The sequence below is a fragment of the Kineococcus gynurae genome (genome assembly GCF_042433995.1).
Lineage (GTDB): Bacteria > Actinomycetota > Actinomycetes > Actinomycetales > Kineococcaceae > Kineococcus > Kineococcus gynurae.
Map to the genome: position 1 here is coordinate 19,578 of NZ_JBHLUI010000011.1, position 20,255 is coordinate 39,832.

Annotated in this window: 22 protein-coding genes; 12 read left to right on the forward strand and 10 right to left on the reverse strand. The window is 73.2% G+C overall.

From position 1 onward, the window contains the following. Positions 1 to 6 precede the first annotated feature (6 nt). Together ACFFKU_RS15865 and ACFFKU_RS15870 are read left to right on the forward strand one after the other, a co-directional pair. Positions 7 to 1,302 carry a thymidine phosphorylase gene (locus ACFFKU_RS15865; protein ID WP_380139431.1) on the forward strand — a complete coding sequence of 432 codons (1,296 nt, stop codon included), beginning with the start codon at positions 7 to 9 and terminating at the stop codon, positions 1,300 to 1,302. A gap of 34 nt (positions 1,303 to 1,336) precedes the next feature. Next, positions 1,337 to 2,179, forward strand: coding sequence for a siderophore-interacting protein (locus tag ACFFKU_RS15870; RefSeq protein WP_380139433.1), 843 nt, complete (start codon positions 1,337 to 1,339; stop codon positions 2,177 to 2,179). Here the strand turns inward: ACFFKU_RS15870 and ACFFKU_RS15875 are convergent. Then, on the reverse strand, positions 2,176 to 3,171 hold the full coding sequence (locus ACFFKU_RS15875) for a Gfo/Idh/MocA family oxidoreductase (protein WP_380139435.1): 996 nt from the start codon (positions 3,169 to 3,171) through the stop codon (positions 2,176 to 2,178). The genes ACFFKU_RS15870 and ACFFKU_RS15875 overlap by 4 nt on opposite strands. 11 nt (positions 3,172 to 3,182) lie before the next feature. Continuing rightward, positions 3,183 to 4,070 (reverse strand): sugar phosphate isomerase/epimerase family protein, encoded by an 888-nt coding sequence (locus ACFFKU_RS15880; RefSeq protein WP_380139437.1) that lies wholly within the window; start codon positions 4,068 to 4,070, stop codon positions 3,183 to 3,185. Positions 4,071 to 4,190: 120 nt separating this feature from the next. Here ACFFKU_RS15880 and ACFFKU_RS15885 point away from each other — a divergent pair, with 120 nt between their 5' ends. Both ACFFKU_RS15885 and ACFFKU_RS15890 read left to right on the forward strand, forming a co-directional pair. Then, positions 4,191 to 5,174, forward strand: a complete 984-nt coding sequence (locus ACFFKU_RS15885; RefSeq protein ID WP_380139438.1) for a LacI family DNA-binding transcriptional regulator — start codon at positions 4,191 to 4,193, stop codon at positions 5,172 to 5,174. A gap of 134 nt (positions 5,175 to 5,308) precedes the next feature. After that, positions 5,309 to 6,124 (forward strand): SDR family NAD(P)-dependent oxidoreductase, encoded by an 816-nt coding sequence (locus ACFFKU_RS15890; protein ID WP_380139440.1) that lies wholly within the window; start codon positions 5,309 to 5,311, stop codon positions 6,122 to 6,124. A gap of 204 nt (positions 6,125 to 6,328) precedes the next feature. Here the strand turns inward: ACFFKU_RS15890 and ACFFKU_RS15895 are convergent, their stop codons facing one another. Continuing rightward, positions 6,329 to 6,724 carry a rhodanese-like domain-containing protein gene (locus ACFFKU_RS15895; protein ID WP_380139442.1) on the reverse strand — a complete coding sequence of 132 codons (396 nt, stop codon included), beginning with the start codon at positions 6,722 to 6,724 and terminating at the stop codon, positions 6,329 to 6,331. Between the two features lie 94 nt (positions 6,725 to 6,818). Here ACFFKU_RS15895 and ACFFKU_RS15900 point away from each other — a divergent pair, with 94 nt between their 5' ends. Next, positions 6,819 to 7,085: a hypothetical protein gene (locus tag ACFFKU_RS15900; protein WP_380139444.1), complete on the forward strand. Its 267-nt coding sequence runs from the start codon at positions 6,819 to 6,821 to the stop codon at positions 7,083 to 7,085. 112 nt (positions 7,086 to 7,197) lie between these two features. On the opposite strand, the gene ACFFKU_RS15905 is transcribed toward ACFFKU_RS15900, so the two are convergent. Then, positions 7,198 to 9,453 carry a glycoside hydrolase family 3 C-terminal domain-containing protein gene (locus ACFFKU_RS15905; RefSeq protein WP_380139445.1) on the reverse strand — a complete coding sequence of 752 codons (2,256 nt, stop codon included), beginning with the start codon at positions 9,451 to 9,453 and terminating at the stop codon, positions 7,198 to 7,200. After that, positions 9,450 to 10,649 carry an MFS transporter gene (locus ACFFKU_RS15910; protein ID WP_380139447.1) on the reverse strand — a complete coding sequence of 400 codons (1,200 nt, stop codon included), beginning with the start codon at positions 10,647 to 10,649 and terminating at the stop codon, positions 9,450 to 9,452. Before ACFFKU_RS15910 ends, ACFFKU_RS15905 begins: the two co-directional genes overlap by 4 nt. A gap of 25 nt (positions 10,650 to 10,674) precedes the next feature. Here ACFFKU_RS15910 and ACFFKU_RS15915 point away from each other — a divergent pair, with 25 nt between their 5' ends. Both ACFFKU_RS15915 and ACFFKU_RS15920 read left to right on the forward strand, forming a co-directional pair. Then, positions 10,675 to 11,376 (forward strand): AzlC family ABC transporter permease, encoded by a 702-nt coding sequence (locus ACFFKU_RS15915; RefSeq protein ID WP_380139449.1) that lies wholly within the window; start codon positions 10,675 to 10,677, stop codon positions 11,374 to 11,376. Next, positions 11,373 to 11,687 (forward strand): AzlD domain-containing protein, encoded by a 315-nt coding sequence (locus tag ACFFKU_RS15920; protein WP_380139451.1) that lies wholly within the window; start codon positions 11,373 to 11,375, stop codon positions 11,685 to 11,687. The genes ACFFKU_RS15915 and ACFFKU_RS15920 overlap by 4 nt, the downstream gene beginning before the upstream one ends. A 28-nt stretch (positions 11,688 to 11,715) precedes the next feature. On the opposite strand, the gene ACFFKU_RS15925 is transcribed toward ACFFKU_RS15920, so the two are convergent. The 4 genes from ACFFKU_RS15925 to ACFFKU_RS15940 all read right to left on the reverse strand — a co-directional run bounded on the left by ACFFKU_RS15925 (position 11,716) and on the right by ACFFKU_RS15940 (position 15,242). Then, complete coding sequence (locus ACFFKU_RS15925) at positions 11,716 to 12,351, reverse strand: CBS domain-containing protein (protein WP_380139453.1); 636 nt, start codon at positions 12,349 to 12,351, stop codon at positions 11,716 to 11,718. 111 nt (positions 12,352 to 12,462) lie between these two features. Continuing rightward, complete coding sequence (locus ACFFKU_RS15930) at positions 12,463 to 13,440, reverse strand: 3-hydroxyacyl-CoA dehydrogenase family protein (protein WP_380139455.1); 978 nt, start codon at positions 13,438 to 13,440, stop codon at positions 12,463 to 12,465. Between the two features lie 30 nt (positions 13,441 to 13,470). After that, on the reverse strand, positions 13,471 to 14,367 hold the full coding sequence (locus tag ACFFKU_RS15935) for a sugar phosphate isomerase/epimerase family protein (protein WP_380139473.1): 897 nt from the start codon (positions 14,365 to 14,367) through the stop codon (positions 13,471 to 13,473). Positions 14,368 to 14,555: 188 nt separating this feature from the next. Continuing rightward, positions 14,556 to 15,242, reverse strand: a complete 687-nt coding sequence (locus tag ACFFKU_RS15940) for a GntR family transcriptional regulator (RefSeq protein ID WP_380139457.1) — start codon at positions 15,240 to 15,242, stop codon at positions 14,556 to 14,558. A gap of 44 nt (positions 15,243 to 15,286) precedes the next feature. On the opposite strand from ACFFKU_RS15940, the gene ACFFKU_RS15945 reads away from it, so the two are divergent. The 4 genes from ACFFKU_RS15945 to ACFFKU_RS15960 are packed head-to-tail and all read left to right on the forward strand — an operon-like array spanning position 15,287 to position 17,895. Continuing rightward, entirely contained in the window at positions 15,287 to 16,336 is a 1,050-nt protein-coding gene (locus ACFFKU_RS15945) for a zinc-dependent alcohol dehydrogenase (protein ID WP_380139459.1), read from the forward strand. Between the two features lie 46 nt (positions 16,337 to 16,382). Further along, positions 16,383 to 16,808 carry a helix-turn-helix transcriptional regulator gene (locus ACFFKU_RS15950; RefSeq protein ID WP_380139461.1) on the forward strand — a complete coding sequence of 142 codons (426 nt, stop codon included), beginning with the start codon at positions 16,383 to 16,385 and terminating at the stop codon, positions 16,806 to 16,808. A 10-nt stretch (positions 16,809 to 16,818) separates the two neighbouring features. Then, positions 16,819 to 17,229, forward strand: a complete 411-nt coding sequence (locus tag ACFFKU_RS15955) for a VOC family protein (protein WP_380139463.1) — start codon at positions 16,819 to 16,821, stop codon at positions 17,227 to 17,229. Between the two features lie 6 nt (positions 17,230 to 17,235). Beyond that, complete coding sequence (locus ACFFKU_RS15960) at positions 17,236 to 17,895, forward strand: cyclase family protein (protein ID WP_380139465.1); 660 nt, start codon at positions 17,236 to 17,238, stop codon at positions 17,893 to 17,895. Here the strand turns inward: ACFFKU_RS15960 and ACFFKU_RS15965 are convergent. After that, a complete protein-coding gene (locus tag ACFFKU_RS15965; RefSeq protein ID WP_380139467.1) occupies positions 17,816 to 18,895 on the reverse strand; it encodes a LacI family DNA-binding transcriptional regulator in 1,080 nt (359 codons plus the stop codon). The genes ACFFKU_RS15960 and ACFFKU_RS15965 overlap by 80 nt on opposite strands. A gap of 141 nt (positions 18,896 to 19,036) precedes the next feature. On the opposite strand from ACFFKU_RS15965, the gene ACFFKU_RS15970 reads away from it, so the two are divergent. Continuing rightward, positions 19,037 to 20,143, forward strand: coding sequence for a substrate-binding domain-containing protein (locus ACFFKU_RS15970; RefSeq protein ID WP_380139469.1), 1,107 nt, complete (start codon positions 19,037 to 19,039; stop codon positions 20,141 to 20,143). Positions 20,144 to 20,255 lie beyond the last annotated feature (112 nt).

Genomic DNA, 20,255 nt, shown 5'->3' on the forward strand with positions numbered 1-20,255 from the left:
AACCCCGTGAGTCCCGCCACGTTCGCCGCCGTCGACGTCATCCGCACCAAGCGCGACCGGGGGGAACTGTCGAAAGCGCAGATCGACTGGGTGATCGACGCCTACACCCGCGGCGAGGTCGCCGAGGAGCAGATGTCGGCGCTGGCGATGGCCGTCCTGCTCAACGGCATGACCCGCACCGAGATCTCGCACTGGACCACGGCGATGATCGACTCCGGGTCGCGGCTGGACTTCACCGACCTGCCGCGCCCGAGCGTCGACAAGCACTCCACCGGCGGGGTCGGGGACAAGATCACGCTCCCCCTCGCCCCGCTCGTGGCGGCCTGCGGGGCGGCCGTCCCGCAGCTGTCGGGGCGCGGGCTGGGCCACACCGGCGGAACCCTCGACAAGCTCGAATCGATCCCCGGCTGGCGGGCCTCGTTGGAACTCCCGCAGATCCGCGAGGTGCTGACCGACGTCGGGGCGGTCATCTGCGCGGCGACGGGTGACCTCGCCCCCGCGGACAAGAAGCTCTACGCGCTGCGCGACGTGACCGGCACGGTCGAGGCCGTCCCGCTCATCGCCTCCTCGATCATGAGCAAGAAGATCGCCGAGGGCACCAGCGCCCTGGTGCTCGACGTGAAGACCGGCTCGGGCGCGTTCATGAAGGACCTGGCCCTGTCCGAGGAGCTGGCCCGGGCGATGGTCGACCTCGGCACCGACGCGGGCGTGAAGACCGTCGCCGTGGTGACCGACATGTCCACGCCGCTCGGCCGGACCGCGGGCAACGCGCTCGAGGTCCGCGAGTCGGTGGAGGTCCTCGCCGGGGGCGGCCCCGCCGACGTCGTCGAGCTCACCCTGGTGCTGGCCCGGGAGATGCTCGCCGCGGTGGGCCTGGACGCGGTCGACCCGGCCGACGCGCTGGCCGACGGTCGGGCGATGGACGCCTGGCGCCGCATGATCGCCGCCCAGGGCGGTGACCCCGACGCCGAGCTGCCGCGCGCGCAGCACACCCACGACGTGCTCGCCGAGGCCGACGGCGTGCTCGGCGAGGTCGACGCGCTGGCGGTCGGGTACGCGGCCTGGCGGCTGGGTGCGGGACGGTCGCGCCGGGAGGAGGCCGTGCAGGCCGGGGCCGGGGTCGAGCTGCACGCCGTCCGCGGGGACACCGTCCGGCGCGGGCAGCGGCTGATGACCCTGCACACCGACACCCCGGAGCGCTTCGACTGGGCGCTGGAGTCGCTGGTCGGCGGCTACGCCGTCGTCGATCCCGCCGAGGCCCCCGCCCCCCCGCCCCTGGTGCACGGGCGCATCAGCAACTAAGGTGAGCCTCTCCTGCACTCGGGGGAGGGTCATCGTGGAGTACGACGGAACGTTCGAGGCGGTCGTGGCCGAGGTCGGCCACCTCACGCCGTCCTTGCTGCGCGTGGTCCTCGCCGGCCCCGGCGTCGCCGCCTACCGCGGGCTCGACGCGGGCGACGAGTGCCTGACCATGCGCTTCCCCGACGTCGACCCGGCGCCCGGCTCCGACGGCTGGGCCTGGCGCAACTACACGGTCCGGGCCAAGGACGCGACGTCGCTCGTCGTCGACGTCGTGCTGCACGAGGGCGGGTCGGCCTCGACCTGGGCCCGTTCGGCGCAGGTGGGGGACACGCTCGTCCTGGCCCGGCCCCGCTCCTGGTACGCCCCGCCGGCCGGGACGACCGCCCGCCTGCTGGTGGCGGACATGACCGGTCTGCCGGCCCTGGCCCGCATCGTGGAATCCCTCTCCCCGGCCGAGGCGGCCGCCACGACGATCGTCGTGGAACTGCTCACCGCCCGCGACGTCGACGCCCTGCCGCACCGGCCCGGGCTGCGCATCGAGACCTTCGTCGGCCCCGGGGCCCGCGGGGGTTCCGGTTCCCTGGCCCTGCGCTGCGCGCCCTTCGTCCCCCCGGTCGAGGGCGGGTACGTGTGGTTCGCCGGGGAGGCGTCGGAGTCCCGGGCCATCCGCAAGCACCTGCGCGGCGACCGCGGGTACGCCACCGCCCAGGCGCACTGCGTCGGCTACTGGCGTCGCGACGCCGAGGCGTGGCTGGCCCGGTTCGCCCCGCGGGCCGAGGAACTGCTGGCCCACTACGAGGCCGCGCTGGCCCGGGGCGAGGGGTGGGAGGCCGCGAGCGAGGCCTACGACACCGCGCTAGAACGTGCCGGGCTCTAGGGGTACGCGATGACCTCCTGGCGACGCGACGTGAGCGCCCGACTCGCTGCTTCGGCGATGGCCTGCGCGCGGACGCCGTCGTCCAGGGTGACGGGCGGTTCGGTCCCGTTCTCGAGCGCGGCGACGAACGCGGAGAGAGTTGCCGCGTAGGTGTTCTGCACGCGTTCGAACCAGCCCTCGGACAGCCCGTCGGCCAGGATGCCGGCGCTGCCGTACCGGGCGACGTTGCCGCGGCGCTGGCGGCGCGACTCCACCAGGCCCGTCGATCCCATGACCTCGATGCGTTCGTCGTAGCCGTAGCCGGTGCGGCGGACGCTGTCGATCTGGACGAGCGCGCCGCTGGGCAGCGTGAGGGTCGCCACCGAGGTGTCGACGTCGCCGAACTCGGCGATGGCCGGATCGACCAGTGCCGACCCCATGACCGAGACGGCGACCGGGTCCTGGCCGCTGATCCACCGGGCCAGGTCGAAGAAGTGCACCGTCTGGTCCCGCAGCTGACCGCCCGAGTAGCGCAGGTAGTCCAACGGGGGCAGGGACGGCCCGCGCGAGGTGAGCTGGATCAGCTCCACCTCCCCGACGCCACCGGAGGCGACGACGCGACGGAGTTCGGCGTGGTCGCGGTCGTAGCGACGGTTGAAATCGACCATCGCCGGGACCGCGCTCGCCCGGACGTGGTCGGCCACGGCGACGGCTTCGGCGAGGTCGGCGGCGATGGGTTTCTCGCAGAGGACGGCCAGGCCGGCGTCGGCCGCGGCCCGCAGGTGCCGGGCATGGGTGTCGGTCGAGGACGCGATGAAGACGGCATCGATGCGCGAGGCGTCGAAGGCCTGCGCCTCGTCCAGGACGCGGGTCCGGTACCGGGCGGCGAGCGCCCCGGCGCGGGACGCGTCGACGTCGTGCACGCCGACGAGGTCCACGTCCGGGTGCGCCGCCAGCGAGGCTGCGTGGACCGTGCCGATGAAGCCGGCGCCGATGAGGGCGAAACGTTGCATGTCGGTTCCCTTCAGCTGACGAGGATGGCGGTCAGGTCGCGCATGGTTCGCGCGACCACGGCCGGGTCGTGCTCGTTGGCGCGGCTGGAGAACATCTCGGTCACCCACCACCCGTCGTACCCGGTCTTCTTGATGGCATCCACCCACTGCTGCAACGGGATCGAGCCGCCGCCGATGACGACGTCGCGGTGGTGGGACTGGTCGGGGACGTCGCGCTCGCGGTCCAGGTCCAGGCCGTCGGACAGGTGGACGGCCTTGATGAGTTCCTTCGGCAGGGCGCGGACCTCGTCCAGGGTGTCCCCGGTGGTCCAGAAGTGCCAGGTGTCCAGGGCGATGCCGACGTTGTCGCGGCCCGCCTCCTCGATCAGGGCGACGGCGTGACGGCAGCGGTTGAGCCGGGCCCAGGCCAGCGGTTCGAGGTAGATGTCCAGGCCGTGCCCGGCAGCGATGTCGGCGGCGGCGCGCACGTTGCCGGCCGTGACCCGGAGGGCCTCCGACTCGTCCAGGCCGAGGGTGGCCCGGTACCGGTCGTCGTCGGGGGCCAGCCGTCCGGCGGTGAAGTCCTTGACGACGTTCCAGTCCACCGGGCCGGTGCACAACTGCACGATGGGGGCGCCGACGGCGACCGCCACCTCGCACATGCGGGTCACCTCGGCCAGGTACTCCTCGCGAGCCGGGCCCTGCCGCTCGATGTCGAGCACGGCTCCCAGACCGGTCACCTCGAGACCGCTGAGGAGTTCGGGCAGGTTGCGGACGTCGAAACCGGCGTCCAGGTAGCGGTAGAGCTTGGGGCTCTGCAGCTCGATGCCGGTATAGCCGGCCTCCTTGGCCAGGCGGATGTCCTGGACGACGTTGCCGAAGAACGTGGTCGTCACGTTCATCGAGATCTTGGGTGCCACGGTGCTCCTCCGGGTCGGTGCCCTGCCCGGGTCCTGGCTGGACTGGACAGAAATGGACCGGTCCAGAGTAGGGGTAGGATGACACTCGTGTCGACGGACCGGAGCCCCACGATTCGCGACGTGGCCGCAAGGGCCGGAGTGTCGAAGTCCCTGGTTTCCCTGGTGCTGCGCGGCGATCCTGGGGTCAGTCCCGCCCGCAGAGGTGCGGTCGACCGGGCCATCGCGGAGTTGGGCTACCAGCCCAACCGGGTCGCTCAGGTGCTGGGGGCACGGCGTTCCGGAACGGTCGGGGTGCTCCTGAACGACCTGCGCAACCCCTGGTTCGTGGACCTGCTGGACGGCGTGACCGCGACCCTGGACACCCTCGGCTTCTCACCGGTGCTGATCGACTCCGCGACCTTGCGCAGGGTCGGTGGTTCACCGGTCGAGCAGCTCCTCAAGCAGCAGGTCGACGGCATCATCGTGGTGGGCACCACCGAGGACGGCGAGCAGTTGCGGCGGGCCGCGGCGGTGGTGCCGGTCGTGCTGTCCGGCACCTACGAACCCGCCGATCTCGGCCCGGGTGTCGAAGTCGACGTCGTCGTGAACGACGACGTCGACGGAGCGGCTGCCGCGACGCGGCACTGCGTCGAACTCGGCCACTCCAGGATCACGCACCTGCAGGGACCGGGACGGGTGGGGGACCTTCGGGCCCAGGGGTACCGTGACGCGATGGCGGCCGCCGGTCTCGCGGCCCTGACGGTTCCCGGGGGCATGAGCGAGGAGAGCGGCTACGCCGCCGCCCGCCGGGTCCTGGCCGGGGCTCCTCGACCGACCGCGATCGTCGCCTATAACGACCTCGCCGCCATCGGAGCCCTGTCCGCGGCGCACGACCTCGCTCTGACCGTTCCCGAACAGGTGTCCATCGTGGGGTACGACAACACCTACCTGGCGAAGATCCGGCACCTGTCGCTGACCAGTGTCGAGAACGGCACCCTGGCGATCGGCGTCCATGCGGCGCGGTTCCTGGTCGAGCGCATCGGGGGCAAGACCCCTGCCCGACGGGTCCATCAGGTGCCGGCGTCGTTGGTCGTCCGGCGCACGACCAGCAGACCCGGGGTGTGACGACCACGTCGTCTCGAGGGCGCCTGGCGACCGTCGGGCATGCGGCCCGTCCCTGACAGATCATGGCGGACCGTCGAACCAGCAGTGACCGGTCGGGTACCCGATCCCCATCCCTGACACGAAGGAGCATCCCCGTGCCTCTGGCTCTCGTCACCGGCGCTTCAGCCGGTATCGGTTTCCAGCTCGCCCGACAGCTCGCCGAACGCGGCTATGACATCGTGGGTGTCGGCGCGAGCGAGCGCGTAGCCGACCTCGGTGCTCGCCTCCAGGGCGTCCAGGGCGTCCAGGGCGTCCAGGGCGTCCAGGGCGTCCAGGTGGTCCCGGTACAGGCCGATCTGGCCACCGCGGAGGGTGTCGACCGCGTCTGGGCCGCCGTCGAGGACGCCGACCGCCCGCTGGACGTCGCCTGCCTGAACGCCGGTCGCAGCCTCGGCGGCGCCTTTCTCGACACGGACCTCGACGACGAACTCGCCATGCTCGCGCTCAACGTCACGGGCCAGGTGCGGTTGGCGAAACGGGTGGTCCGGCACATGGCTCCCCGGCGGGCCGGCCACCTCCTGGTCACGACATCGTGCTCGGCACTGACCCCGACTCCCTACGAGTCGATCTACGGCCCTACCCGGAGTTTCATGCTGAGTTTCGCCGAGGGACTGCGCGAGGAGATGAGGGAGCACGGTGTCGTCGTCACCGCTCTGCTACCGGGGGCGACGGCGACCGACTTCCATCGGAGCGCCGGCATGGGGGCGACGAAATTCGGCTCGAACGACTGGAAGAACGATCCCGCCCTGGTGGCGCGGCAGGGGCTGGAGGCCTTGTTCGCCGACCAGGACCACGTGGTCGGTGGCAACCGGGCGACCCAGGAAGATGCCGCTCGCAATCGGACGTTGAGCGATCCGGTCAAGGCCAAGGAGTTTGCGAGGTCAAGCCGACCCGGGCCGCAGCGCGAGTGAGGCACCTGGACCGTCGTGCGGCGCCACGTGAGCGGAGGCAGGGCCACGATCACCGTTCGTCCAGAGGCTCGGCTGGCGTCGGGGACGCGTCCATAACCGAGGAGCTGGCGTCAGTACCGGTCCAGCAGCAGCCAACCGCCGCCTTCACGGCTCGACGTCTCCGCCGGCGGCGACGTCGAGCCGGGTCGGGCGGCCCGCCACCCGTCAGCCCCGTACGTCGGCGGGACCGGGCACCATCGGACGGCCCTCGGCGATCCAGGCCTCGACGCCCCCGGCCAGGTCGGTCGCGCGGGGGAGTCCGACGGCGCGCAGGGAGGCCGCGGCGAGGCTGGAGCTGTACCCCTGGCGGCAGAGCACGACGACCTCGAGGTCGGGGCCGGTGGCCTCCGGGATGCGCGCGGAGGAGGTCGGGTCCAGCCGCCACTCCAGGACGGTCCGGTCGATCACCACGGCCCCCGGGAACTCGCCCTGCTCCCGGCGCTGGCGCTCGGTCCGGGTGTCCACGACGAGGGCCCCGCGCTCCAGCGCGGCGGCCGTCGCGGTCGGGTCGTAGCGCTCGACCCCGGCCCGGGCCGCGGCCAGCACGTCGTCGACTCCCACCCGCCCAGTATGTCCGGCCCCGGGAGAACTGCGCCGATCGGGCGACACGCCGGTGGGGATGAAACGGCCCGGGTACGGAGCGCGATGTCCGGGTGTGACCGACACGCAGCAGGCCCTGGACGCCTGGTGGGCCGACCTCGACCCCCAGGGTCGTCGTCGCGCGCTCACCCTGGCTCCCGGGGCACCGCTGCCCCCGACCCTTGCGCTGTCGCTGCGGGTCCGGGGGATCCACGTGCCGGCCGCAACCGTGGGGTGGGAGGCCGACGGCCTGTTCGCCCTGCGGCGCATGGACGTGCAGCCCGTGGTCCTGCAGGAGTTCCTGACCGGGATCCGCTGCGCCGAGTTGTCCTCGGCCGCCTAGGCGGTACCGAGGACGACGACGTCATGGTCGGGCCCGCGGAGGCTGGGGGGTCATCCGCGGGCCCGGCCATGATCGTCATCGGTCGACGATCATCGTCGGTCGACGATCGTCGTCAGTGGACCCGGCCCCCGGTGGCGTCGGTCAGACCGGCGATCTCGTCCTCGGCGAGCGGGAACCCCGGGAAGCGGGTCAGCCGGACCAGCGGGACGGCCCGCATCATCTGCCCGTTCACCGGGTCCTCGAGCATCCGCGTCCACTCGCCGCCGCCCAGCCGTTCCCGCAGTCGGGGGCCGACGACGGGATGGGCCAGGAACTCCCCGACCTCCGCGTCGGCGGCCAGAGGGGTGGGCCGCTCGTCCCCGGGGAGGTCGATCGTGGCGCGGGCGCGGACGTCGCGCGAGGACGCGCCGACCCGGATCTCGAACTCGCCCCCCTCGACGAACCAGTCCCCGTGACCGTCGTGCCAGTAGGCGAACGCCCGACGGTCCAGCCCCACCTCGACCGCCTGCGCCTCACCCGGCGCCAGCTCCACCCGGGCGAAACCCCGCAGCTCGGCCTCGGGCCGGAACACCGACGCCTCGCGGTCGTGGACGTACACCTGAACGGTCTCGACGCCGGACCGACTGCCGGTGTTCGTGACCCGCACGCGGACCCGGGCCCCGTCGCCGTCCGGTTCGACCGCGAGGTCCGACCACTGGAACGTCGTGTAGGACAGACCGTGCCCGAAGGGGAACGCCACCGGCAGGTCGCGGGTGTCGTACCAGCGGTACCCGACCAGCAACCCCTCGCCGTAGCGCACCCGTCCGTGCTCGCCAGGGAAGTTCCCGACGGCCGGGGTGTCGGCCAGCCGGACCGGCAACGTCTCGGCCAACCGGCCCGAGGGGTTCACTGCCCCGGTCAGCAGGTCCGCGGTCGCCGCCCCTCCGGCCTGACCGAGCAGCCACGCCTCCAGGACCGCCGGGACCCGCTCCACCCAGCCGCTCGTGCGCACCACGGACCCGTTGGACAGCACCACGACCGTGCGCGGATTCGCCGCGAGCACCGCCTCCAGCACGGCGAGCTGGGCGGCCGGGAGCTCGAGGTGGGTCCGGTCGTACCCCTCGGACTCCGCGGCGGCCGGCAGCCCCAGGAACACCAGCACCGTGTCGGCGTCGGTCGCCGCGGCCACCGCCGCGGCCCGGAGTTCCTCGTCGTCCTCACCCGGGTCGGTCGCGAGGGTGAACCCGGGGGAGAAGGTGATCTCGCGTCCGGGCAGGGCCGAGCGCAGGGCCGAGAGGGCGTCGTCCAGCCGGGTGGGGTTCACCTGGGAACTGCCCGCCCCCTGGTAGCGCGGGGTACGGGCGAACTCCCCGACCACCGCCACGGTCCCGCCGTGCGCCGCGAGCGGGAGGAGTCCCCCGTCGTTCTCGAGCAGGACCGCGGAACGGGTCGCGGCCTCGCGGGCCAGCGCGTGGTGCGCCTCGACGTCGACACCGAGGGGTTCGGCGAGCCCGGGCGCCGCCCGCTCCAGCAGTTCCAGGACGCGGCCGACGGCCCGGTCCAGCTCCGCCCCGGTCAGGGTGCCCGCCTGCAGGGCGTCGCGGACCCGCGCGGCCCCCGACCCGCCCGACGACGGCATCTCCAGGTCCAGCCCCGCCCGGACCCCCGCGGCGCGGTCGTCCACCGCGCCCCAGTCGGAGACCACCAGTCCGGAGAAACCCCACTCCTCGCGCAGCACCCGGGTCAGCAGCCACGGGTCCTGCGAGGCGTAGACCCCGTTGATCCGGTTGTAGGAGCACATGACGGTCCACGGTTGCGACCGACGGACGGTGGTCTCGAAGGCGGGGAGGTAGATCTCGCGCAACGTGCGCTCGTCGACCTCGGCCGACACGGTCATCCGGGCCGTCTCCTGGTTGTTGGCGGCGAAGTGCTTGAGGGAGGTTCCGACGCCCTCGCCCTGCACCCCGGCCACGAACGCCGCGGCCAGCTCACCGGCCAGCAGCGGGTCCTCGGAGAAGTACTCGAAGTTGCGACCGCACAACGGACTCCGCTTGATGTTCACCCCGGGCCCCAGCAGCACCGCCACCCCGTTGGCCCGGCACTCCCGCCCGAGCGCCGCCCCGACCCGGCGGAGCAGGTCGACGTCGAAGCTGGAGGCCAGCCCCACCGCGGGCGGGAAGCAGGTGGCCGGCACGCTGTCGGCCAGCCCGAGATGGTCGCCACCCTCCTCCTGCTTGCGCAACCCGTGCGGGCCGTCGGTCAGCATCACGGCCGCCACGCCGTGGTCGAGCAGGGCCTGGGTGCGCCAGAAGTCCTGCCCGTCGAGCAGGGCGATCTTCTCCTCGGTGGAGAGCCGGTCGAGCAGGGACGTCGGAGCCTCGTCGCTCATCGGGCCAGGGTAGGACGTGGTCGCAACCATCCGGCCAGCACCACCGCCCCGGCCCCCGCGAGCACCGTCGGGATCAGCGCGACCCGCAGCGAGGTCGCGTCGGCGAGCAGGCCCACCAGCGGCGGGCAGGCCAGCAACCCCAGGCGCAGCAACCAGTTGGAGACCGAGAGTCCCACGCCGCGGGGCAGCCCGGGGATTTCGTCGGAGGCGTGGAACACCGCCGGGACCAGCGTGGCGACCCCGAGACCGGCCAGCACGAAACCCACGATCGTCACCGGCACGGACCCGACGAGCAGGGCGGTGCCCATGCCCACCGCCGTCAGCACGCCGCCGACGCGTACGACGGCCGCCGCGCCCCAGCGGTCGACGAACCAGTCACCGGTGAACCGGCCGACGGTCATGCCGGTGGCCAGTCCCACGTAGCCGAACCCGGCGACCGCGGGCGCCGCGGCCAACGACTGCAGGTAGAGGGTGCTCCAGCTCGACCCCGCGTCCTCCACGAACGCCCCGCAGGCGGCGAGCAGCCCGAGCGCGGCGAGGGCGAGCACGGCCGCCCGCGGCCACCGGACCCGGCCCGTCGGCACCGGGGGCGAGGCCGGGTCGGCGGCCTGCACCACGGGGCCGTCCGCCTCGTCCGGACCCGGCAGCATCCAGTGCTGGGCCAGCAGCATCGCCAGGACCACGAGCACCGCGACCACGAGCAGGTGCACGGGCAGCGGGACGGACAACCCCGCCGCGGCGGAACCGAGCAGACCGCCCGCGACCGCCCCGATGCTCCACATGCCGTGGAAGGCGTTGATGATCGAGCGGCCGTAGTGCCGTTGGACCCGCAGACCGTGGGCGTTCTGGGCGACGTCCACGACGGCGTCCAGCGCCCCGGTCACCAGCAGGACCGCGGCCAGCACCCCCCAGCTCGGGGCGATCGTCGCCGTCGCCAGGACCCCCGCCGCCACCGCCATGCCCACGGCCGCGACCCGGCCCGAACCGAACCGGGCGATGAAGAACCCCGACGTCAGCGCCGCGATCAGTGACCCCGTGGGCAGCGCCGCGATGGCCGTCCCGAGCGCGGCGTTGCTCAGACCGAGCTCGGCCTTGATCTCCGGCAGCCGGGGGACGATGTTGGCGTAGACGAAGGCGTTCGCGACGAAGCACGCGCCGACGGCCAGGCGGGCGCGACGGAGGGCGAGGGTGGGCACCGGACCAGCCTGCCATTCTGGGCCGGTGAGTCCCGCCCCGCCCGCTGCGCCCGAGACGTCGGCCCTGCGGGCCGCCCGCCGGCAGGGTTTCTCGGTCGGCATCGCCACCGCGCTCTACGGGATCAGCCTCGGGGCGCTCGCCGTCGCCAACGGTCTGACCGTCCTGCAGGCCTGCGCGACCTCGCTGCTGCTGTTCTCGGGCGGGTCGCAGTTCGCCCTGGTCGGAGTTCTCGGCGGGGGTGGCAGCGTCGCCTCCGCGGTCGCGGCCTCGTCGCTGCTCGGCGTGCGCAACGCGCTCTACGGGTTGCAGGTCAGCGGGTTCCTCGACGCGCGCGGGGCCCGCCGGCTCCTCGCCGCGCACTGGACCATCGACGAGTCGACCGCGGTCGGCATCGCCCAGCCCACCGACGCGGCCCGGCGGCGCGGGTTCTGGGTCACCGGCGCCGTGGTCTTCGTCGGATGGAACCTCATGACGTTGCTCGGTGCGGTGCTCGGCGACTCCCTCGGCGACCCGCGCCGCTACGGGCTCGACGCGGCCGCCGGCGCGGCCTTCCTCGGTCTGCTGTGGCCCCGGTTGCGGCAACGGCGTTCCGCGGTCGCGGCCGCGGGGGCCGCCGTCGTGGCGATCCTGCTCGTCCCCGCGGTCCCGGTGGGCCTGCCGATCGTGGCCGCCGCCGGCGTGGCCCTGCTGCTCGGTCTGCTCCCTGCCCGTGGGCGGTCGGCGTGAGCACGTGGGTGGCGGTCCTGCTCGCCGCGGCCATCGCCTTCGCCACCAAGTTCCTCGGGCACCTGGTGCCCGCGGCGTGGTTGGCTGGGGAGCGGGTGACCCGGTGCGCGGCGCTGCTGCCCGCCGCCCTGCTCGCGGCCCTCGTCGCCGTCCAGACGGTCTCCGACGGGCCGCAGCTCGTGCTGGACGCCCGGGTCGTCGGGCTCGGGGTCGCCGCGGTCGCCCTCGCCCTGCGGGCCCCGTTCCTGCTGGTGCTGGTCCTCGCCGCCGGGGCCACCGCGGTCGTGCGGGCGACGACCGGCTGGGGCTAGGACCGGGGCTGGGTCCAGGGGGCGGGGATCAGGGGCGGACCCGGTGCACCGGTTCGTCGATCGAGACCAGGTCGTCGCCGTCGACGACCCGCACCACGCCGGCCACCGACCGGACCAGCACGGCCGCGATGCGGCGCTGCGCGGGGGAGTCCGGTCCGCCCAGCGTGACCACCCCGTCGACGACCTCGACGCGCCAGTCGTCCTCGGGCAGGTCCTCCTCCAGACGCCGCCGGACGTCGGCCGCGACGTCGTCGTCGGTGCGGGCCAGGGTCCGCAGCACGTCACGGCGGGCGAGGATGCCGACGACGCGGCGGCCGTGCACCACGGGCAGCGCCTTGACCCCGTGGTCCAGCAGCCGCCGGGTGGCCTCCTCCAGGTCGGCGTGCTCGTCGACGGTGAGGGGGCGGGGGGTCATCACGTCGGCCACGGTCCGGGGCGGGGTGTCCAGCGGGTCGGTGTCGGCCCGGAAGTGCGCCCGCGGGTCCTGCGGCAGGCGCTCGCGGAGCAGGTCGGACTCGCTCACCATGCCGACCAGGTGGCCCTCGGCGTCGAGCACGGGGGCCGAGGCGATGGAGTGGTGCAGGAGCAGCCGGGCCGCGTGCGGGACCTCGTCGTCCTCCAGGAGCGTCACCACGTGGGTCTGCATGGCACCGGTCACGAGCACCGGGACCACCTCCTCCTCCGCCGTCGGATCGTGCGTCCCAGCATCCGCCCGTCGACCCCCCGTTGCCAAGGGCAGCGGGGGGTCGACCGGGGGAGGGGGCCGCGTCGGCGGTCAGGACTGCAGCGGCGAGGGACCCAGGTCCTCGAGCAGCTCGGCCATCTTCTTGTAGGCCCGGTTGCGGTAGTCGATGAGCTCGGCCAGCTTCTCCGGCTCCAGCTCCAGGAAGCCCGATCCCGTCTTGGTGCCGAACTTCCCGGCGGCGACCAGGTCGGTGAGGTTCTGCGGCGCCGACAGGCGCTCGCCGAAGTGTCCCTCCAGGACGGCGAACCCCTTGGCGTAGACGTCGAGACCGGCCATGTCGGCGATGGCGAAGGGGCCGAAGAACGGCAACCGGAACCCGAACGTCGTCGAGACGATGGTGTCGACGTCGGCGGCCGTGGCCACGCCCTCCTCGACGACGGTCATGGCCTCCTTCAGCAGCACGTACTGCAGCCGGTTCAGGACGAAACCGGGGACGTCGGCCACCTGGGCGCCGCGACGACCCGCGCGGGTCAGCAGTTCGTCGATGATGGGCAGGACGGCCGGGTTCGTCGCCTCGCCGGTGACCAGCTCCACCCCGGGGATGAAGGGGGCCGGGTTGGAGAAGTGGACGGTGAGGAAGAGGGACGGGTCCTCGAACGCCTCGGCCAGCACCTTCACCGGGATGGTCGAGGTGTTGGTCCCGACGATCGTGCCGGGCTGCACCGCCTTCTCGACCCGGGACAGGACGTCCTTCTTGACCTGCGGGTCCTCGAAGACGGCCTCCTCGACGAACTCGACGTCGGCCACCGCCTCCTCGATGGAGGACGCGGGGTGGAAACGCTGCTCGAGGACGTCGGCGGCGTCGGCCGGGAACAGGCCCTGCGCCGAGAACAGCTGCGCCTCCTTGAGCAGACGCTCGTAGTTGCGCCGGGTGGACTCGGCGTCGGCGTCGGCCAGCCACACGTCGTTGCCGGCCAGGGCCAGGGACTGGGCGATGCCCCCGCCCATGTAACCGGTGCCGATCTGGGCGACGCGGGTGATCCGGGTCGCGCGGGGTTCGATGCTCACGGGGTTTCTCCTTCGCGGGACGCGGGTCGCTCAGACGGCGGGGATGACGCGGGGCAGGACCCGGCGGATGTACTCACGGTTGGTGGCACCGACGGAGATGCTGTCGCCGCCGTAGTGCTCGACGCAGAACGCACCCCGGAACCCGGCCTCGACGGCCATCCCGATCGCCTTGCGGTAGTTGATGGTCCCGAACTCCAGCGGGGCCGGGTGGGTGCGGACGGAACCGGTGGTCGGCTCTTCGTCGCGGTAGTAGTTCTTGAGGTGCCAGTAGTTGGTGCGCGGCAGGAGCTTCTCGGCGATCTCCAGCCACGGCTCCACCTCGCGGTGCAGGCGCAGGATGTTGCCGAAGTCCGGGTTCACCCCGACGTTGTCGAGCGCCACGTCGTCGAGGAAGGCCAGGATCGAGTCGGCGGTGCCGAGGTAGGTGTCCTCGTACATCTCCAGCGCCACCTGCACACCGACCTCGGCGGCGTGCCGACCGAGCTCCTGGATGCGGGAGACGGCCAGCGCGCGGGCCTCGTCGGAGAAGTCGTCGACCGGGCCGGGCTCCAGCCAGAACCACAGCGCCTTCGCCTGGGCCGGGGTCAGCTGCCGCATGAACCCGAAGTTGATCAACGGGATCCCGATCTCGGCGCAGGCGTCGATCGCCCGGTGGGAGTAGGCGAGGTTCTCCTCCCACGACTCCGGGTCCATGACGCTGCGGCGCGAGGTGGAGAACGCGGGGATCTGCAGGCCCGCGGCCCGCACGGTGCGCGCGAACTCCTGACGACGCGCCGAGGAGAGGTCCGCGATCCGGATCCACGTGTCGGTCGGGTCGATGCACGAGTACCCCGCGTCGACCATGACGTCGAGGGTGGCGGCCCAGCCCTCGGCGGACTGCTCCTGCACCGTCGAGCCGTCGGCCAGCACGTGCGGGTGCGGCATCATCGGCACGGTGATCGGCCAGTTCTCCCGGGTGAGATCGGCCGGGAAGCCGTCGAAGACGGGCTGGTTCTCCTGAGTCACGCGTCGCTCCATCGCAGGTGATCGTCCGAGATTCTATAGAATCGCTCGGGACAACCATCCTCCCGGGGGCGGGGGTGTGTCAACCGGCGTCGTCCCCGGCGCGGACCGGGTCAGCCCACGGCGGGCGGGACGGCCCGCTCGAGCACCTGGTGCAGGTGGGCGCGCATGGCCTCGGCCGCCGCCTCCGCGTCACCGGCGGCGATCGCGTCGGCGATGGCCGTGTGCTCGGCCGCGCTCTCCTGCGCGTCCTCCACGTGGTCCTCCACCTGGTGCAGCCGTTGCACGAAGCCCCGGAACGAGTCCAGCGTGCGGCGGACGAAGGGGTTCCCGCTGCCCTCGGCCAGCAGCACGTGGAAGGACCAGTCCGCCTCCAGGTAGGCCTTGAACCGGGGGTACCCGGGCCCGGTGGGGGCCTCCCGCTGCTCGCGCACCACCGCGCGAAGCCGCTCCAGGAAGCCGGGACCCGTTCGCCGGCAGGCCATCGCGGCGATGCCGGGTTCGACCAGCAGGCGGACCTCGACGAGCTGGCGCAGTTCCTCCCCCGACAGCAGCGGGGCGGCCCGGTAGCCGCGCCGGGCGCTGCGCAGGACCAGCCCGGTCGCCTCCAGCCGGGCCAGGGCCTCCCGGACCGGGGTCGCCGAGACCCCGATCTCCGCGGCCAGGGCCTCGGTGCGCAGCGGGGCGCCGGGCTCGACCTGAGCGCTCATCAACATCTCGAGCAGCGCGTCGTAGGCTGCGTCGGTCCGACCACGCGCGTCCTCGGCGGCCTCGACGCCTGCACGATCCGCGATGGTCATGTCCGCGCACGCTACCGGGTGTGCCGCGAGTGAGGGGTTCAACCGTGACCGAGGGTGTCGTCCCCGGAGCTGCCGCCGGGACCAGGACCGCGCGGGCGGTGCAGATCACCGCACCGGGCCTGCTGGAGCAGGTCGAGGTCGAGGTGGCCGCTCCCGGCCCGGGAGAGGTCCGCGTGCAGGTCGCCTGGTGCGGGATCTGCGGGTCCGACCGCGAGATCCTCGCCGGGACGCGCCCCGCGGAGTTCGTGCGCTACCCGGTGGTCCCGGGGCACGAGTGGTCCGGGACGGTGGAGGCCGTCGGACCCGGCGTGCCCGCGTCCCTGCTCGGGCGGGGGGTCGTCGGTCAGGGCATCCGGACGGCCGAGGGGACGCCGGCCTCGGTGGTCGGTGACGTCGAGGGGTGGCCGCAGGAGTACGAGGAGACCGGGTTCACGCTGCCCGGTGGCTGGTCGGAGTTCCTGGTGCTGCCCGCCCGGTACCTGCACCTGCTCCCGGAGGGGGCCGACCTGCGGGCCGCCGCCGGGATCGAACCCGCCGCGTGCGTGGCGGAGGCCGTCCTCGAGGCACGGGTCGCCGCGGGTGAGCGCGTCGCGGTCGTCGGCGCCGGCACGCTCGGGCTGCTCGCCGTGCAGCTGCTGCGCGGACTGGGTTGCGAGGTGACCGTGGTGCACCGCGGGCCGGGTCGGGAGGACGTGGCCGCGCGCTGCGGGGCCGCCCACTACGTCACCACCGAGGCGGCCGAGCGCGACCTGCTCGGGACCTTCGACGTCGTGATCGAGGCCGCCGGGGCGCCGGGGATCGCCCGGACCGCGGTGCGGTTGGCGCGGCGCGGCGGTCGCATCGTCCTCACCGGGATCCCTCCCGTGGACGCCGACGACCTCTCGGCGCTGGAGCTGGTGTCCCGCAACGTCTCCCTGCTCACCGTGTTCGGCGCCCCCACCCGGGCCTGGGCCTACGCCGTGCGCGCCTTCGCGGCCGGCACGCTCGACCCGGGCGTCCTGGTCACCCACGAGTTCGGCCTCGCGCAGGCGTCGCAGGCGCTGGAGGAGCTGGGGGCCCGGACGGGTGCCCTCAAGGTCCTGCTGCACCCCTGAGACCGGGGGAGGGGTGGCGGCGGGACGGTTGCCGCGGGAGGTGCTGGTGCTCCTGCGGCAGGCGCGCGACCGGATCGACCGGGATCTCGCCGAACCGCTGGACGTCCCGACGATGGCCCGCGCGGCCTTCATGTCCCCCGCCCACTTCTCCCGGTCGTTCCGTCAGGCCTACGGTGAGACCCCCTACGGGTACCTGATGACCCGACGGGTCGAGCGGGCGATGGCCCTGCTGCGCAACGGGTCGACGGTCACCGAGGCCTGTGTCGCGGTCGGGGCGACGTCGTTGGGGTCGTTCAGCTCGAGTTTCACCCGGTTGGTGGGGGAGACGCCCAGCGCCTACCGTGCGCGCCGGCACGACGCGACCGAGGCCCTGCCCTCGTGCCTGGCCCGCATCCTCGCCCGCCCGGTCCGCTACGGCCCCACGGGGGATCGCGCAGGATCGGAGAAGCCCGAGGGCGGGTCCGGGTCCTAGCGTGGTGGTCATGACCACCGTCTCCCTGCGCTACAGCCCCGTCGTCGTGGACGACATGGACGCCGCCGTCGGTTTCTACCGCGACGCCCTGGGCCTCGAACTCAAGACCGACGTGAGCAACGGCGGTTCCCGGTGGGTCACCCTCGGCTTCGCCGCACAACCCGGCCTGGAACTGGTCCTCTCCGAGCCCGGGGGCGGCCGTTCGCCTCAGGACGCGGAGGCGCTGCAGGAGCTGCTGACCAAGGGGCTGCTGCCCGGCCCGCTGGTGTTCGCGGTGGACGACCTCGACGCGCTGTTCGAGCAGGTCCGGGCCAGCGGGGCCGAGGTCCTCCAGGAACCCGCCGTACAGCCCTGGGGTCCGCGCGACTGCGCCTTCCGCGACCCGGCCGGCAACCTCGTCCGGGTGAACCAGGCGGGCTGACCGCGCGTGGGTCCGCTCGACCTCACCCGCCCCCTCGTCGCCGGGATGCCGGTCTACCCGGGTGATCCCGAGGTGGCGACGACGCCCGTGGCGAGCGTCGCCGCCGACGGCGCCGCGGTCACGCACCTGCGTTGCGGCACCCACAGCGGGACCCACGTCGACGCGCCGGCCCACGTGCGCGGCGACGGGGCCGCGGTCGACGAGGTCGCCCTGGACCGGTTCTGCGGACCGCTGCGGTTGGTGCGGTTCTCCGGGTTGCCGGCCCGGGCACGGGTCGGGGCCCGGGAGGTCGCGGCCCGGCTCGGGAGCGCCGGTGCGGGGGACGTCGTCGTGCTCGACCTCGGCTGGGCCGACCGCTTCGACACCCCCGCGGTGACCGAGCACCCCTGGCGGGACGCCGACGTCGCGGACCTGCTCCTGGACCGGGGCGTCCGGACCGTCGGGGTGGACACCCTGAGCCCCGACCCGACCGGGGGACCGCCGGGTCACGGGTTCCCCTTCCACGAGCGGTGGTCGGCCGCGGGTGGGGTGATCTACGAGAACCTCGTCCCCGGGGTCGTCCCCGACGACGGCGCCGAACGGTTCTTCACCGGTTGGCCGCTGCGCCTGCGCGGCCTGGACGGGTCGCCGGTGCGCGCCGTCGTGCTCCCGGGTCGCCGTAGCTGACGAGCTCGGGGGCCAGCACGACCGAGCGCGCGCGACGGGTGGGGGAGAGCAGCCGTTCCTCGAGGAGCCGGGCGGCGGTACGGCCGATCTCCTCGACGTCCTGGCGGACGATGAGCAACGGGCGCCCGACGAGGTCGAGGTGGGCCATGTCGTCGAAACCGGCGATCGCGGGCGGGGTCGACCGCCCTACGTCGTGGTGCAGGGCCAGCAGGCAGCCCGTGGTGAGGACGTTGCGCGCGGCGAAGATCGCGGTCGGGGGTGCGGACCGGGTGAGCATCTCCTCGACCGCCCGGCGGGCCTCCTCGGCGGTGCGCAGGCCGTGGCGGACGAGAGCGGGGTCCGGGACGGCGCCCCGGTTCGCCAACGCCTCCCGGAACCCCGCGAAGCGGTCGTGGGCGGTCGCGAGGTTCGGGAGGTCGCCGAGGAAGGCGACCCGTCGGTGCCCCTGGTCGAGGAGCCGTTCGACGGCCGCGCGGCTGCCGCCGACGTTGTCGATCGTGACCGCGTCGACCTCGACCCCGACGGGCGCGCGGTCCACGCACACCACGCCCAGCCCGGCCCGGATGTCGGGCAGCAGGTAGTCCTGGCGGGGGGTGGTGGCCATGAGGACCAGCGCGTCGACGCGCCGGGCGAGCATCTGGCCCACCAGGTGCCGTTCGCGGTCGGGGTCCTCGTCGATGCTCGCGGCCAGCAGGATGAGGCCGCGGGCGCGCGTGGCGTCCTCGAGCGCCCGGAGCAGGCGGGCCGAGTAGTCGTTGGCGACGTCCTGGACGAGGACCCCGATCGCCCCGGTCCGCTGACCGCGGCGGCGCAGGTCGCTGGCCCCGCGGTGGTGGCGGTAGCCGAGTTCCGCGGCCACGGAACGCACGCGGTCGACCACGACCTCTCGGACTCCGGGTTCCTCGTTGACCACCCGGGAGACGGTCTTCAGGCTGACCCCGGCCTGCGCGGCCACGTCGCGCATCGTGGCGCGGGGGACCGGGTCCGTCGAGCGCGTCATCGCCTGCTCCTCACCTGGGGTGTCACGGATGGGTCACAAGCCGAGGTTCTCCGTTGACCTGGGCTACGTGGGAGGACTACAAAAAGTTCCGACTTCGACAACGTTGTCATCTCGCGCACCGCAGCGCCAGGAGGAATCTTCATGACCCGCACCGTCGTCTCCGCCCGTCCCAGCCGCCGCGCCCTCCGCCGCGGTTCCGCCGCCGTCGTCGCCTGCCTGGCCGCCGTGGGTTCCGTGGCCGCCTGCGGTGGCGGGGACACCGGCACCGGTGGGGGGACCGACGGCAAGGTCGCCGTGTCCCTCATCACCAAGGACTCGACGAACCCGTTCTTCGTCGCGATGCAGAAGGGCGCGCAGGCCGAGGCCGACAAGGACGGGGTCGACCTGACCATCGGCGCCGGCAAGGAGGACGGCGACGAGCAGGGCCAGGTCCAGCTCATCGAGAACGCGATCGCCGGCGGTCAGAAGGGGATCATCATCACCCCCAACGGTCCCGGGGTGAACTCGGCCATCGAGAAGGCCCGCGAGGCCGGCCTCTACGTCATCGCGCTGGACACCCCGCCGGACCCGGCCGACACCGTCGACATCACGTTCGCGACCGACAACTTCAAGGCCGGGGAACTCATCGGGGAGTGGACGAAGGGCCAGCTCGCCGGCAAGCCCGCCACCATCGCGATGCTGGACCTGTTCAACGACAAGGTCGTCTCGGTCGACTACAACCGCGACCAGGGTTTCCTCACCGGCATGGGGATCGACACCAAGGACAAGCAGAAGAACGGCGACGAGGACAAGACCGGGAGCTACGACGGCGGCACCTACACCATCGTCTGCAACGAACCCACCCAGGGCGCCGAGGACGGTGGCCGCACGGCCATGGAGAACTGCCTCACCAAGAACCCCGACATCAACGTCGTCTACACGATCAACGAGCCGTCGGCCACGGGGGCGTACAACGCGTTGAAGGCGGCCGGGATCTCCGACGCGCTCATCGTGTCCGTCGACGGCGGGTGCGACGGGGTGAAGGAGGTCACCGACGGGATCATCGGGGCGACCTCGCAGCAGTACCCGCTGAAGATGGCCGAACTCGGCGTCAAGGCCATCGCCGACTACGCCAAGGACGGCACCAAGCCGTCGACGAGCCCCGGGTTGGACTTCTACGACACGGGCGTCGCGCTGGTCACGGACAAGCCGGTCGACGGGGTGGAGAGCATCACCTCGGCCGAGGGTTCCAAGGTCTGCTGGGGCTGAGATGGCGACCACCAACGCACCCGCCTCCGCGGCCGAGGCCCTCGCCCGTCGGAGTCATACTCCGGCGCAACGGATCCAGCACGTCCTGCACTCCTACCCCGCGGTCAGCCCC

What these genes read in the sequence shown, in the direction of transcription:
- ACFFKU_RS15875 (WP_380139435.1), bottom strand. Translation starts at nt 3,171, where the DNA reads ATGCAACGTTTCGCCCTCATCGGCGCCGGCTTCATCGGCACGGTCCAC.
- ACFFKU_RS15905 (WP_380139445.1), bottom strand. Translation starts at nt 9,453, where the DNA reads ATGAGCGACGAGGCTCCGACGTCCCTGCTCGACCGGCTCTCCACCGAG.
- ACFFKU_RS15935 (WP_380139473.1), bottom strand. Translation starts at nt 14,367, where the DNA reads ATGATGCCGCACCCGCACGTGCTGGCCGACGGCTCGACGGTGCAGGAG.
- ACFFKU_RS15940 (WP_380139457.1), bottom strand. Translation starts at nt 15,242, where the DNA reads ATGACCATCGCGGATCGTGCAGGCGTCGAGGCCGCCGAGGACGCGCGT.
- ACFFKU_RS15955 (WP_380139463.1), top strand. Translation starts at nt 16,819, where the DNA reads ATGACCACCGTCTCCCTGCGCTACAGCCCCGTCGTCGTGGACGACATG.
- ACFFKU_RS15965 (WP_380139467.1), bottom strand. Translation starts at nt 18,895, where the DNA reads ATGACGCGCTCGACGGACCCGGTCCCCCGCGCCACGATGCGCGACGTG.
- ACFFKU_RS15970 (WP_380139469.1), top strand. Translation starts at nt 19,037, where the DNA reads ATGACCCGCACCGTCGTCTCCGCCCGTCCCAGCCGCCGCGCCCTCCGC.